This window comes from Jutongia hominis (assembly GCF_014384965.1).
In the GTDB taxonomy this organism is placed as follows: domain Bacteria; phylum Bacillota; class Clostridia; order Lachnospirales; family Lachnospiraceae; genus Butyribacter; species Butyribacter hominis.
Genome location: NZ_JACRSW010000016.1, coordinates 23,824 through 38,662 on the forward strand (window position 1 = coordinate 23,824; position 14,839 = coordinate 38,662).

13 protein-coding genes are annotated in these 14,839 nt (G+C 39.8%); 12 read left to right on the forward strand and 1 reads right to left on the reverse strand.

Going from position 1 to position 14,839, the window contains the following annotated elements:
• Window positions 1–14 precede the first annotated feature (14 nt).
• The 9 genes from leuC (at window position 15) to asnB (ending at window position 9,957) form a co-directional block, all read left to right on the forward strand.
• Window positions 15–1,280 carry a 3-isopropylmalate dehydratase large subunit gene (leuC, locus tag H8700_RS04950; RefSeq protein WP_249303965.1) on the forward strand — a complete coding sequence of 422 codons (1,266 nt, stop codon included), beginning with the start codon at window positions 15–17 and terminating at the stop codon, window positions 1,278–1,280.
• A gap of 80 nt (window positions 1,281–1,360) precedes the next feature.
• A complete protein-coding gene (leuD, locus tag H8700_RS04955; RefSeq protein ID WP_022140902.1) occupies window positions 1,361–1,849 on the forward strand; it encodes a 3-isopropylmalate dehydratase small subunit in 489 nt (162 codons plus the stop codon).
• A 33-nt stretch (window positions 1,850–1,882) separates the two neighbouring features.
• Entirely contained in the window at window positions 1,883–2,599 is a 717-nt protein-coding gene (locus tag H8700_RS04960; protein WP_249303967.1) for an IspD/TarI family cytidylyltransferase, read from the forward strand.
• 15 nt (window positions 2,600–2,614) lie between these two features.
• Window positions 2,615–3,640: a ribitol-5-phosphate dehydrogenase gene (locus H8700_RS04965; protein WP_022140900.1), complete on the forward strand. Its 1,026-nt coding sequence runs from the start codon at window positions 2,615–2,617 to the stop codon at window positions 3,638–3,640.
• A gap of 93 nt (window positions 3,641–3,733) precedes the next feature.
• Window positions 3,734–4,768, forward strand: a complete 1,035-nt coding sequence (queA, locus tag H8700_RS04970; RefSeq protein WP_022140899.1) for a tRNA preQ1(34) S-adenosylmethionine ribosyltransferase-isomerase QueA — start codon at window positions 3,734–3,736, stop codon at window positions 4,766–4,768.
• A 26-nt stretch (window positions 4,769–4,794) separates the two neighbouring features.
• Window positions 4,795–5,733 (forward strand): diacylglycerol/lipid kinase family protein, encoded by a 939-nt coding sequence (locus H8700_RS04975; RefSeq protein ID WP_249304032.1) that lies wholly within the window; start codon window positions 4,795–4,797, stop codon window positions 5,731–5,733.
• Between the two features lie 66 nt (window positions 5,734–5,799).
• Window positions 5,800–6,753, forward strand: a complete 954-nt coding sequence (locus tag H8700_RS04980; protein ID WP_022140897.1) for a tRNA dihydrouridine synthase — start codon at window positions 5,800–5,802, stop codon at window positions 6,751–6,753.
• Between the two features lie 102 nt (window positions 6,754–6,855).
• Window positions 6,856–8,040, forward strand: a complete 1,185-nt coding sequence (locus H8700_RS04985) for a phosphopentomutase (protein WP_249303970.1) — start codon at window positions 6,856–6,858, stop codon at window positions 8,038–8,040.
• 75 nt (window positions 8,041–8,115) lie between these two features.
• Window positions 8,116–9,957 (forward strand): asparagine synthase (glutamine-hydrolyzing), encoded by a 1,842-nt coding sequence (asnB, locus tag H8700_RS04990; protein WP_249303972.1) that lies wholly within the window; start codon window positions 8,116–8,118, stop codon window positions 9,955–9,957.
• A gap of 240 nt (window positions 9,958–10,197) precedes the next feature.
• On the opposite strand, the gene typA is transcribed toward asnB, so the two are convergent.
• Entirely contained in the window at window positions 10,198–12,024 is a 1,827-nt protein-coding gene (gene typA / locus H8700_RS04995; protein ID WP_249303974.1) for a translational GTPase TypA, read from the reverse strand.
• 331 nt (window positions 12,025–12,355) lie between these two features.
• Between typA and H8700_RS05000 the strand changes: the two genes are divergently transcribed.
• The 3 genes from H8700_RS05000 to dapA all read left to right on the forward strand — a co-directional run bounded on the left by H8700_RS05000 (window position 12,356) and on the right by dapA (window position 14,686).
• Complete coding sequence (locus tag H8700_RS05000) at window positions 12,356–12,994, forward strand: single-stranded DNA-binding protein (protein ID WP_022140893.1); 639 nt, start codon at window positions 12,356–12,358, stop codon at window positions 12,992–12,994.
• Between the two features lie 245 nt (window positions 12,995–13,239).
• Complete coding sequence (locus H8700_RS05005) at window positions 13,240–13,740, forward strand: cob(I)yrinic acid a,c-diamide adenosyltransferase (RefSeq protein WP_022140892.1); 501 nt, start codon at window positions 13,240–13,242, stop codon at window positions 13,738–13,740.
• A gap of 52 nt (window positions 13,741–13,792) precedes the next feature.
• Entirely contained in the window at window positions 13,793–14,686 is an 894-nt protein-coding gene (gene dapA, locus H8700_RS05010; protein ID WP_022140891.1) for a 4-hydroxy-tetrahydrodipicolinate synthase, read from the forward strand.
• The last annotated feature ends 153 nt before the right edge of the window (window positions 14,687–14,839 follow it).

Consider the following 14,839-nt stretch of genomic DNA (forward strand, 5'->3'; position numbering starts at 1 on the left):
ATGGAGGATATATTATGGGAATGACAATGACGCAGAAAATTTTAGCTGCACATGCCGGATTAGATCATGTAGTGGCTGGCCAGTTGATCGAGGCCAATCTGGATCTGGTACTGGCAAATGATATTACAGGACCGGTAGCAATTCACGAAGTTGAGAAACTGAATAAAAAGACTGTTTTTGACAAAGATAAGATTGCACTGGTGCCGGATCATTTTGCACCGAATAAGGATATCAAATCTGCCGAGCATTGCAAATGTGTCAGAGAATATGCAAAAGAGCATGATATTACAAATTATTTTGAAGTAGGACAGATGGGTATCGAACATGCACTGTTACCGGAAAAAGGCTTGATCGTAGCTGGTGAGACCTGTATTGGTGCGGATTCTCATACTTGTACTTATGGGGCATTAGGAGCATTTTCTACAGGAGTAGGAAGTACAGACATGGGTTGTGGAATGATCACAGGACAGGCATGGTTTAAAGTGCCTTCTGCCATTAAGGTTGTTTTGACCGGTAAGCCTTCAAAGTGGGTAAGCGGTAAAGATGTGATCCTTCATCTGATCGGTACGATCGGTGTCGACGGTGCACTATACCGCTCACTTGAATTTACAGGAGATGGTGTTGCCAATCTTTCTATGGATGATCGTTTTGCAATCGCAAATATGGCGATCGAAGCAGGTGCTAAGAATGGTATCTTCCCGGTAGACGATAAGACGATCGCTTATATGGAAGAACATTCAAAGAAGCCATATACGGTTTATGAAGCAGATGAAGATGCGGTTTATGATGAAACGATCACGATTGATCTGTCAAAGCTTGAACCGACAGTCGCATTCCCACATCTGCCTGAGAATACAAAGACTGTAAGTGAAGCCGGAGAAGTAAAGATCGACCAGGTAGTGATCGGTTCTTGTACGAATGGACGTATCGAAGACCTCAGAGTGGCTGCTAAGATCTTAAAAGACCGTAAAGTAGCACCTGGTATCCGCGTTATCGTGATCCCTGCAACACAGGCAATTTATTTGCAGGCGATCGAAGAAGGTCTGGTACAGACATTTATCAATGCAGGAGCCATTGTAAGTACTCCAACCTGTGGTCCATGTCTGGGAGGACATATGGGTATCCTTGCAAAAGGAGAAAGAGCGGTTTCTACAACAAACCGTAATTTCGTTGGTCGTATGGGACATGTTGAGTCAGAAGTTTATTTGGCAAGCCCGGCTGTAGCGGCTGCAAGTGCTGTAACCGGAAAGATTTCACAGCCATCAGAGCTTGGACTGTAATAGAAGAACATAGCGTGATCTGTAGGAGCAGTGTGGTGCAGATTGCAGAAGAAAAAGACACTGCGGAAAAGAGGTAAAATATGAAAGCATGTGGTACTGTACATAAATATGGTGATAATGTAGATACTGATGTCATTATTCCTGCAAGATATCTGAATTCATCAGATCCTGCAGAATTAGCAAAGAACTGTATGGAAGATATTGATCCTGATTTTGTCAAAAGAGTAAAAAAAGGTGATATCATGGTTGCAAACAAGAACTTTGGATGCGGTTCTTCAAGAGAGCATGCACCGATCGCGATTAAAGCATCCGGTATCAGCTGTGTGATCGCAGAAACATTTGCACGTATTTTTTATCGTAATGCCATTAATATTGGTTTACCGATCATTGAATGTCCTGAAGCCGCAAAAGCAATTGAAGCCGGTGATATCGTAGAGATTGATTTTGATAGCGGAATGATCTATGATAAGACAAAAGGAACGGAATATAAAGGTCAGGCGTTCCCTCCTTTTATGCAAAAGATCATCAAAGCAGAGGGCTTGATCAATTATATTAATGAGAACAAATAGTCTTGTCAGCAGGCAGGATCAAAGGAGGAAAAAATGGTATTCGGAGTAATTTTAGCAGGTGGAATTGGAAGCCGTATGGGCAATGTAGAAAAACCAAAGCAGTATTTAAAAGTAGGAGATAAGCCGATCATCATTCATACGATTGAGAAATTTATTGTACATGATGCTTTTGCCAAGCTGATCGTGCTTTGTCCAAAGCCTTGGGTAGAGAACACGAAGAAGCTAGTAGATAAATACCTTGGAGAAATGGCATCGCAGGTTGTTGTATTAGAAGGTGGCAGTTCACGAAATGAAACAATCATGAATTCCATCCGCTATATAGAAAGTGAATATGGTCTGGATGATGATACTTTGATCGTAACACATGATTCCGTTCGTCCATTCTTAACCTATCGTATTATTGAAGAAAATATCAAATACGGTATTAAATATGGTGCTGTTGATACGGTTATTCCTGCAACAGATACGATCGTAGAGAGCCAGGGAGGAGATGTGATTTCTTCTGTACCGGATCGTTCTAAGATGTATCAGGGACAGACACCACAGACTTTCAAAGCGAAGAAGTTAAAAGATCTGTATGAGTCATTAACAGACGATGAGAAAGAAATCCTGACCGATGCATCCAAGATCTTTGTGATCAAAGGTGAAAAAGTTTATCTGGTACAGGGTGAAGTCTTTAATATTAAGATCACATATCCTTATGATCTGCGTGTGGCAGAATCTTTGATCCAGGATCAGAAAAAGAAATAAACGGAGGGGCAGGCTATGTTAAATACAGTATATCGTCTGGTTGCACCCAGACGTTTTGAAGTAGAATTTAATGATATTGACCTGCATGCAGGACAGATCGTTGTCAGACCAACCCATCTGTCGATCTGTCATGCCGACCAGCGTTATTATCAGGGTGTGCGTCCGGCAGAAGTATTAAAGGAAAAACTGCCAATGGCATTGATCCATGAAGGTCTCGGTGAAGTTTTATATGATCCGACAGGAACCTATCAATGTGGTGATACGGTGATCATGATTCCGAATACACCATGCGAAAAGGATGAAGTGATCGCAGAAAACTATCTGCGTTCCAGCAAATTCCGTGCCAGTGGATTTGATGGTTTTATGCAGGAGCATGTTGCATTGGATATTGACCGCGTTGTGCCTGTAGACGATTCCATCGATAAAGTGATCGCAGCATTTACAGAGTTAGTATCTGTCAGCGTTCATGCAATCCGTCGTTTTGATTCGATCGCCCATAAGAGAAGAAAAGCAGTAGGTATCTGGGGCGATGGTAACCTTGGTTATATTACGGCAATCTTTTTTAAAGCAATGTTTCCGAATACCAAATTATATATTCTTGGTGTGGATCAGGAGAAATTATCCGGTTTCTCTTTTGCGGATGATACTTTTTCCGTATCGGATATCCCGGATGATCTCTATATTGATCATGCATTTGAATGTGTCGGTGGGGCTGCATCACAGCAGGCGATCAACCAGATCATTGATCATATCCAGCCGGAAGGAACGATTTCTATTCTGGGGGTATCAGAATATCCGGTTCCGATCAATACACGTATGGTCTTAGAAAAAGGCCTGCGAATTTTTGGAAGCAGCCGAAGCGGCAGAGAAGATTTCTTAAAGACAGTAGAGCTATATAAGGAACATCCTGAAATTATCGGCTATTTAAGAAATATTGTCGGAGCACAGGTTGAAGTCAGATCTATTGAAGATATGAACAAAGCATTTGAGACAGATATTCATAAGAGCATGGGTAAGACGATCATGCTATGGAATAAATAATAGAAAAATTCTAAAAAGCTGTATACAGGTTCGCAAAATGTACTTGTATATAGCTTTTTTGAAAAATGGTTCAGAAATGAGGAAGAAAAACTTATGAAAACAGCAGATTTTTATTATGATCTACCGGAAGAATTGATCGCTCAGGATCCATTGACAGACAGAGCTTCATCTAAGTTAATGGTTTTAAATAAAGAAACCGGAGAAAAAACACATACCGATTTTCATCATATTATTGATTATCTTCATGAAGGAGACTGCTTAGTGATCAATGATACGAAAGTAATTCCGGCAAGACTGATCGGAGAAAGAGAAGAAACAGGTGGTAAAGTCGAAGTCCTTTTGTTAAAACGAAAAGAAAACAATATCTGGGAAACTTTAGTTAAACCGGGGAAGAAAGCAAGACCGGGAGTGCGATTAAGCTTTGGTAATGGTCTTTTAAAAGCACAGGTTTTAGAAGTTGTGGAAGAAGGCAATCGTCTGATCCAATTTGAATATGATGGAATTTTCGAAGAGATATTGGACCAGCTTGGTCAAATGCCACTTCCACCATATATCACTCATGAATTAAAGGACAAAAACCGCTACCAGACGGTTTATGCCAAATACGAAGGTTCTGCTGCTGCACCGACAGCAGGACTTCATTTTACAAAAGAACTGTTAGAAGATATTAAGAAAAAAGGAATTCGAATCGCTCATGTCACATTGCATGTCGGTCTTGGAACATTCCGTCCGGTAAAAGTCGATGATGTGGCAAATCATCATATGCATACGGAATATTATCGAGTGACAAAAGAAGCGGCAGATATCATTAATGATACAAAGAAAAAAGGAAACCGCGTGATCTGTGTCGGAACGACAAGCTGTCGTACGATCGAGTCTGCTGCAAATGAGCAGGGAATTGTGGAAGCAAAGGAAGGGGATACCAGTATCTTTATCTATCCGGGCTATCAGTTTAAGGTATTGGATTGTCTGATCACAAACTTTCATCTGCCGGAATCAACTTTGTTAATGCTTGTTTCGGCTCTTGCGGGTAAAGAGAATATTATGGCAGCCTATAAAGAAGCTGTTGAGATGAAATACCGTTTTTTCTCTTTCGGAGATGCTATGTTTATTCAAAGTGAGAAGTAAAAAAGGAGGATACCGGCTTGAAAAGAATGCTTTTTATTTATAATCCGATGGCAGGAAAAGAACAGATTAAGAATAAATTATCAGATATTGTTCAGATATTTTGCAAATCCGGATTTGAAATTACGATCTTTGCGACACAGGGACCGGAAGATGCGACAAATATTGTCCAAGAGCGCGGCGAGGAATATGATTATATTGTATGTTCCGGTGGAGATGGAACGATGAACGAAGTAGCAACAGGTTATATGAATATTACAAAAAAACCAATCTGTGGTTATATTCCTGCAGGGACGGTCAATGATTTCGCTTCAAGCTTGAAGATTCCAAAGATCATGAAAAAGGCAGCACAGCTGATTACACAGGGCAGTGTATTCCGCTGTGATCTTGGTCAGTTTAATGATCGTTATTTTACATATGTATGCGGTTTTGGTGCCTTTACGGAAGTATCGTACCAGACACCGCAGGAGTGGAAAAATGCTCTTGGAAAAGCTGCTTATTTTATAGAGGCATTAAAGCATATTGCAGAGATCAAAGCACATCATATGAAGATTATCTATGATGGCAATGAGATAGAGGATAATTTTATCTTAGGACTAGTCAGTAATTCAGTTTCTGTAGCCGGATACAAGGCATACAGCAAGATGAATATTATGATGGATGATGGTAAATTCGAAGCGTTATTTATCAAAGAAATCCATAATCCGCTGGAATTACAGGCAGCATTAAACGGTTTGATGTCAAAGAAATTTGATTCCGACAGAATGCTTCAGTTTAGCAGCAGTGAGATTAAGATCATCTGTGATGATGAAGTACAATGGACTTTGGACGGAGAAGATGGCGGACTTTGCAAAGAGGTAACAATGAAAAACCATCAATATGCGTTACCGATTCTTTGTGATAAATCGGTATCTGCTCAGGTCTCGCACAGAGCAGCTAAAAAGGCAGAAGAAGTAGAGGAAAAATAATTTGCAGAATTTTTGTTTGATAGTTTTACTTTTTATATGACATGTGACAGGAAAGGAGGTATGACTGTGCGGATCACATTTGCTCCGTTAGAAGGGATTACAGGATATATTTACCGTAATACCTATCAGGAATATTATGGTGGGATCGACCGGTACTACAGTCCGTTTCTTGTAACGAGAGATCGGGGGATCATGAAGAAGAAAGAACTTCGTGATATTTTGCCGGAAAACAATCTGAATATCGATCTTGTACCACAATTATTGACCAATAAGACTGAAAACTTTTTACAGGCTGCTGCCCAGTTAAAAGAATTAGGTTATCGAGAGATCAATCTGAATTTAGGCTGTCCATCGGGAACCGTTGTTTCAAAAGGAAGAGGAGCAGGCTTTCTAGACCAGCCGGAAAAATTGCAATCGTTTTTAGAAGAGATTTTTCAAAAAGCGGATTATGCAATCTCGATCAAGACAAGGATCGGAATGTATGAACCCGAAGAATTCCATCGTCTGCTTGCGATATATAATGAATATCCGATCCGCGAACTGATCATACATCCGCGTACCAGACAGGAGTTTTACAAAGAAAAGATCCACCCGGAAATTTTTAAGTATGCCTATGAGCACAGCAAAAATCCGATTACATTTAATGGTGAGATCCGGTCACTTCAGGCGGTTACAGCATTAGAAAAAGAATATCCCGCAATGAAAAATATAATGATAGGAAGAGGCTTGATCGCAAAACCCGGCTTTATCATGCAAGCGGCAGATGGCAGTCTGACAGAGAACAGAACACGTTCGAAAAAGAGATTAAAAGAGTTTTTAGACTGTCTGTTAGAAGAATATCGGAAAGTGATGTCTGCGGATATTCATGCATTATTTAAAATGAAGGAAATATGGATCTATATGGCACCGTATTTTACCAATTATGAGAAATACTTAAAAAAGATTAAAAAGACCGATAAACTGATGGAATACCGGGCATCTGTTTCGAGTCTGATGACCAATGAAGATATTATAGAATAAATGGCTGCTATTCGTATGCAGAAAAGATAGCAGGTCATAACCGATATGATCGGGAGTGGTATATGAAGATATGGTATATTTTACGAGAGGAGGTAGAGAGTAATGTATCAGAGAATTTTTGTGATCGTTCTGGATTCACTTGGGGTTGGTGCTATGCCGGATTCGAAAGAGTATGGGGATATTGGTGTTGATACCTTTGGACACATTGGGGAAAAGATGGGAACCATGCAAATTCCTAATTTGCAAAAACTTGGAATGGCAAATTTGCATTCGATTCCGGGAGTTGAGCCGGTGAAACAGCCACTTGGTGTCTATACAAAGCTTCGCGAAAGAAGTCTGGGCAAAGATACGATGACAGGACATTGGGAGATGATGGGGCTATATATTACAAAGCCTTTTATTACTTTTACAGAGAATGGTTTCCCGGATGAACTGATCAAAGAATTAGAAAAAGAGACCGGAAGAAAAGTCATTGGCAACAAAAGTGCAAGTGGAACCGTGATCTTAGATGAACTTGGAGAAGAAGAAATTCAAAAAGGACATCTGATCGTATATACTTCAGCAGATTCCGTTATGCAGATCTGTGGTAATGAAGAAACAATGGGACTTGAAAATCTCTATCACTATTGTGAGATTGCAAGAAAGCTGACGATGAAAGATGAATGGAAAGTAGGACGTGTGATCGCCAGACCTTATGTGGGCAAGAAGAAAGGTGAGTTTGTACGGACTTCCAATCGTCATGATTATGCATTAAAGCCATTTTCAAAAACGGTGTTAAATGCATTAAAGGAAGAGAAATATGATGTGATCTCGGTAGGGAAGATCTATGATATCTTTGATGGTGAAGGTTTAACAGAATCAAATAAGTCAAAAAGCTCGGTGCATGGTATGGAACAAACGATCGAAAAAGCAAGATCGGACTTTAAAGGTCTTTGCTATACTAATTTAGTTGACTTTGATGCACTTTGGGGACATCGTCGCAATCCGATCGGCTATGGACAGGAGATTGAACGCTTTGATAAAAAGCTTGGCGAATTGTTAGAAGTCCTGAAAAACGATGATCTTTTGATCATTACTGCTGATCATGGGAATGATCCAACGTATACAGGAACGGATCATACGAGAGAAAAAGTACCTTTTATTGCGTATTCTCCATCGATGAAGCAAGGAAAGCCAATTGAGGAGCAGGACACCTTTGCCGTGATCGGAGCAACGATTGCAAAGAACTTTAACGTACCGATGCCGGAAGGCACGATCGGTCATTCGATATTAGAGGAACTTTCCTGATTTTCTTATCACGGATAAACAGGCACCTTCTGTTTGGATTCATCATACAATGAAAAAAAACAGGTGGTGCTTTTTATGTGTGGAATTGCGGGCTTTTTTTCAACACAGAAAGATTATTGTAAAGAGTTTCCCCGATATGATCATATACTAAATCAGATGAAAGTGCGACTATACAGCCGTGGACCGGATGAAAACGGAACTTTTTTAGCAAAAGAGTGTGGCCTGGCACATACTCGTCTGTCGATCAGGGATTTAAAAGCAGGTTCTCAGCCAATGATCCGCCAAAGGAATGGATATCGCTATGTGATTATATATAACGGAGAATTATATAATACAAAAGAGCTTCGTAATGAACTGATACAACGGGGAGAGCAGTTTGAAACAACATCTGATACAGAGGTTGTCTTGCTTTCTTTTTTATATTATGGCACAGATTTTGTCAAAAAGCTGGATGGCATTTTTGCTTTTGCAATCTTTGATGAGTTTCATGAAAAACTGTTATTATATCGTGATTCATTTGGTGTTAAACCGCTTTTTTATACATTTGTAGAAGATACACTTGTTTTTGGATCGGAACCGAAAGCACTTTTTACGTATCCGGGCTGCCGGGCAAGAGTAGACAAAAAAAGCTTTCAGGAAGTTTTTGGGATCGGGCCGGCACGTATACCGGGAAGTGGCATCTTTCAAAATGTACAGGAAGTCAGGCCGGGGTGTTATTTAAGTTTTAGTAAATATGGTCTGCATGAAGTTGTCTATTGGAGATTAGAAAGTCATCCGCATGAAGATTCTTATGAAGATACGATCAAAAAGACAAGTGCATTATTAGAAGATTCGATCGCCAGACAGATGGCATCAGATGTTCCAATCTGTACCTTTTTATCCGGGGGTGTCGATTCGAGTCTGGTTTCTTCTGTCTGTAGCAGGCATTTGCAGGAAAAAGGAGAGAGACTTACGACATTTTCTTTTGATTTTGATGGAAATGAGAAGTATTTTCAGGCAAATGAGTTTCAACCATCGCAGGATCATCCGTTTGTGGAAAAGATGGTATCGTATTTGCAATCCGATCATCATTATCTGTCCTGCGATTATGAGACACAGGCTGCATATCTGAAAGAATCCCTGATAGCACATGATCTGCCCTGTATGGCAGATATAGATTCTTCGTTGTCGTATTTTTGCCATCAGGTCAGTAAGACGCATAAAGTGGTATTGACCGGAGAATGTGCCGATGAAGTGTTTGGCGGCTATCCGTGGTTTCATAAGGAAAAGTTCTTTCAGGATGATATGTTTCCATGGACGCTTGATCTTATGCCAAGGATGGAATTATTAAAAGACGAGGTCAGAGAAGAACTGGATCTTACTGATTTTGTAAAAAATGCATATGAGCAGGCGGTCGGAGAGATTGAGGTGCTGCCGACAGAAAACGAAACCGAGACAAGGCGCAGACAGATTGGATATCTCAATATCCGATTTTTTATGCAAACATTATTAAACCGCATGGACCGGACCAGTATGCGTTGGGGATTAGAAGCAAGAGTTCCTTTTGCAGATCGCAAGCTGGTGGAATATGTGTTTAATATTCCATGGGAGATGAAAGCGAAGAATGGTGTTGTAAAGAATGTATTGCGAAGCAGCAGTATCGGTAAACTGCCCGATGAAATCCTGTTTCGCAAAAAAAGCCCTTATCCGAAAAGTTATCATCCGTTTTATGAAGAATTGCTTGGAAAGAAATTAAAAGAAGTGATACAGGAGGAACAGGCGCCGATTTTGCGTTTGATCGACAAAGAAAAGACACTGCGTTTTATTGCGAGTGTAAAAGATTATGGAAAGCCATGGTATGGGCAGTTAATGGCAGGACCGCAAATGCTTGCCTATCTGTGGCAGATCAATGAATGGATGAATATGTATCAACTGTAACAAGATGACTTTCACAGGATATTTTTAGAAAATAATAGGCATAAAATATTTAGACACATAATGAGTCCGAAAAAAGCAGGTGAAAGCTAAAAACTGCAGTTGCTTTCGTAGATGGAGAAGATAAAAACGCAGAAATATCATTTTGGATATTTCTGCGTTTTTAGGTTTGCTATTTACAAATAGGTTTTTGGGATATTTGTTTTGATTCCGTCTAGAAACACTTTGTATTTGGCATTCAAATTATTTCTTTTTAGAACGATATCTCTGCGTAGAATCAAGGATTTTCTTACGGATACGAAGATTTTCCGGCGTGATCTCTAAGAGTTCGTCTGTATCAATAAAGTCTAAGGCTTCCTCTAAGCTTAATACTTTAGGCGGAACAAGCTTTAATGCATCATCCGCACTCGAAGAACGTGTGTTTGTCAGATGCTTTGTCTTACATACATTTAATTCAATATCTTCGGCTTTACCGTTCTGGCCAATTACCATGCCGGCATATACTTTTTCGCCCGGTCCGACAAAGAGTGTACCACGATCCTGTGCACTGAAAAGACCGTATGCAACCGTTTCGCCGGACTCAAATGCGATTAGGGATCCCTGCTTACGATATGAGATATCACCACGATATGGACCATATTCTTCAAAGACAGTATTGATAATACCATTTCCTTTGGTGTCGGTTAAGAATTCACCACGATAACCGATCAGGCCGCGGGAAGGAATTAAAAATTCCAAACGTGTAAATCCGCCACCGATCGGACTCATTCCCTGAAGTTCGCCCTTACGGTTGCTTAACTTCTCGATAACGCTTCCTGCAAATTCTTCCGGAACGTCAATATAAGCACGTTCTAATGGCTCTAATTTCTGGTTGCGTTCATCTGTACGGTATAAAACTTCGGCTTTACTGACAGCAAACTCATAACCTTCACGACGCATATTTTCAATCAGAACAGATAAATGCAATTCGCCACGGCCGGAAACTTTAAAGCTGTCCATATTGTCGGTTTCCTCCACACGAAGACTGACATCAGAATTTAATTCGCTGAAAAGACGGTCTCTTAAATGACGGGATGTAACAAACTTACCTTCCTGACCGGCTAACGGACTGTCATTTACAAGAAAATGCATAGCGATTGTTGGCTCTGAAATCTTCTGGAAAGGAATGGCAACCGGATTTTCGGGAGAACAGATTGTGTCTCCGATGTGGATATCCGTAATACCGGAGATTGCAACGATCGAACCGATGCTTGCTTCCTGTACTTCGACTTTCTTTAAGCCGTCAAATTCATATAATTTGTTGATACGGACACGGTTGTTCTTTTCTTTGTCATGGGCATTGACGATCACAACGTCCTGATTGACTTTGATCGTACCGTTGTCTACTTTACCGACACCGATGCGGCCTACATATTCATTATAATCGATTGTACTGATCAAAACCTGTGTAGAGGCATCAGGATCCCCTTCGGGAGCCGGAATGTAATCTAAAATCGTATCAAACAATGGAATCATATCTGTTCCGGGTTCTGTCGAACTGTAAGAAGCAATACCATCTCTTGCGGAAGCAAAGATAAATGGACAGTCAAGTTGTTCTTCATTGGCATCCAGATCAATGAAAAGCTCTAAGACTTCATCAACAACTTCATCAGGACGTGCTTCGGGACGGTCGATCTTATTGATACATACGATAACCGGAAGTTCTAATTCCAAAGCTTTCTTTAATACAAACTTTGTCTGAGGCATAGCACCTTCAAACGCATCAACGACTAATACAACACCGTTTACCATTTTTAATACACGTTCTACTTCGCCGCCGAAGTCAGCATGTCCCGGTGTATCGATAATGTTGATCTTTGTATCTTTATATTTGATGGCAGTGTTTTTTGAAAGGATCGTGATACCACGCTCACGCTCAATATCACCGGAATCCATTACTCGTTCCGCAACTTCCTGATTGGAACGGAACGTACCGCTTTGTTTTAATAATTCATCGACTAATGTTGTTTTTCCGTGGTCTACATGGGCAATGATAGCTATGTTTCGCACATCTTCACGTTTCATTTTCATATTCTAACCTCTTTCTGTGCTGCTTTTCGATAATAGGATATTTTTCGGAAAGAAACTACAAAAATACCCACAATATATTAGTATACTATTTCTGAATGAATATACAAGAGAGCAAAATAGACAAAATTTTGTTGGAATTGAGCGAATTATTTCGTAATATGTATAATCCTTATTTTTTTGCGGATTCTAAGGTTAAGAACGTCGAAGTATGTCTGATTTCTTGGGTTTCAAAATGCAATTAACTGTTCTAAGATAGGAGTGTAGCTCGTATAGATATAAAAACAAAATACCCGAAAGAGCGAAAGTTCTTGTGAAAAAGGAAGGAGAAAATATGTTGGATAAGGTTTTTACAAACAACCAGGTTACAGTAGCAGGGGAGGTGGTAAGTACATTTACATTCAGTCATGAAGTATATGGAGAGCATTTCTTTATGGTAAATATTGCGGTATGTCGTTTAAGCAGCTCTTATGATATTATTCCGGTCATGGTATCGGAACGTTTAGTAGATGTAAAGAGTGATTATCGTGGATGCATTATGCAGGCATGTGGCCAGTTCCGCTCTTATAACCGTCATGATGAGGCGAAGAACAGACTGGTATTATCGGTTTTTGCCAGAGAGATCACATTTTTAGAAGAAAATGAAGAAGAGCAGAATCCGAATCATATTTTTTTGGATGGCTATGTATGTAAGAAGCCGGTCTACCGTAAAACACCGCTTGGCAGAGAGATTGCTGATGTGTTGCTTGCCGTCAACAGACCATATGGCAAATCAGATTATATTCCGTGTATCTGCTGGGGCAGAAATGCACGTTTTGTAGAGCAGTTTGAAGTGGGAACACATATTCAGCTCTGGGGAAGAATCCAAAGCAGAGAATATCAAAAGAAAATCGGAGAGGATGAATATGAAAAGAGAGTGGCATATGAAGTGTCAGTAAGTAAACTGGAATATCTTGAAGAAGAGGAAGAGTAAGTAGAAAAGAACGAAAAAATGATCAGAATCTGAAAAAATGATCAGAAAAATAAAAAAGAAAAACAAAAAGTGAAGCTGATTAGGCAGATAAAAGAAAAAAGGATAGATTTTTCTTATAATATGTGATAGAATGGCTAGAGTTGACAATGAAGTAAGTTTGTTACCCTGGCCATTTTTACTGTATGGAAAAGGCTTTTAAATTCTAAAAAATACAGTAAAAAATGTGAGATTAGGAGGTTATTTCGATGGATCGAAAAATAGTACAGGTCTTTTATGGAGCCGGAAAGGGAAAAACTTCTGCAGCTGTGGGGCAGTGCATTCGTGCAGCCAGTTTAGGACAATCTGTTATTATCATACAGTTTCTGAAAGGAAAAGATGCAGAAGAATTCAACTTTTTAGAGAGACTGGAACCTGATATTAAATTATTTCGTTTTGAAAAATCGAATGGTTCATACGATGAATTGCTGGATTCCCAGAAAAAGGAAGAAAAACAAAACATTTTAAATGGATTTAATTTTGCAAAAAAAGTGATCGATACCGGAGAATGTGATGTTTTAGTTCTGGATGAGGTATTAAATCTGTTGGATTGGAACATTGTATCAGCAGATGATATTATCCATCTGATCCGGTCAAAGGATGATTACTGTCGTTTGGTACTGACTGGAAGAAGTCTTCCGGCAGAAATTGCAGAATATGCAGATGTAATTTCCAAAATTGAGCTGGAAAAAGACTTACTTGATTCATAATATGGAATATACTAATTAATAATAAGATAAAAGATACAAGGAGGAGATAGGAATGTCTATTTTTACAGGTGCAGCCGTTGCATTGATCACACCAATGCATGAAGACGGTTCCATAAATTACGAGGAGATGGAGCGAATTGTAAATGACCAGATCAATCATGGTACGGATGCTATTGTTATCTGCGGTACAACAGGAGAAGCTTCTACAATGACGCATGAGGAGCATATAGAAACGATCAAAGCGTGTGTGGAAATGACAAAGAAACGTGTGCCGGTCATTGCCGGTTCAGGATCAAACTGTACAGATACGGCGATCTTTTTATCAAGAGAAGCACAGAAAGCAGGAGCAGACGGTCTTTTAGTTGTATCCCCGTATTATAATAAAGCAACACAGAAAGGCTTAAAACAGCATTTTACAGCTGTGGCAGGCAGTGTGGATATTCCGATTATTTTATATAATATTCAGGGACGTACCGGCGTTAATATCCAGCCAAAGACAATTGCAGAATTAGCAAAGGAAGTTGATAATATCGTAGCTGTCAAAGAAGCTTCGGGAGATCTTTCTCAGATCGCTACATTAATGGCAATGACACAGGGAGACCTTGATGTCTATTCAGGAAATGATGATCAGATCGTGCCGATTACTGCATTAGGCGGTAAGGGTGTTATTTCTGTATTATCTCATGTAGCACCACAGGATACACACGATATTGTGGCTAAGATGATGGCGGGCGATGTGAAAGGAAGCAGCGAGCTTCAGTTAAAATATATTCCGGTTATTCATGCTTTATTCAGTGAAGTGAATCCGATTCCTGTAAAAGCAGCAATGAATATGCTTGGCTATAATGTAGGTTCTCTTCGTATGCCGCTAACGGAGATGGAAGACGAAAACAAGGCAATTCTTCGTCAGGCAATGATCGATGCAGGAATCAAAGTTGTAAAATGATAAGGGTAACACCGGAATGGTGTCAGAAAAACCGGTGGAGTAATCTGCCGGTTTTTCCTTCATAAACGACAAAATCATTACATGCAACGTGCGTTAAACTTAGCATGTAATGTCCGGATTTTGAAGTTATATCATAAGAAAAAGAAAGGTCAG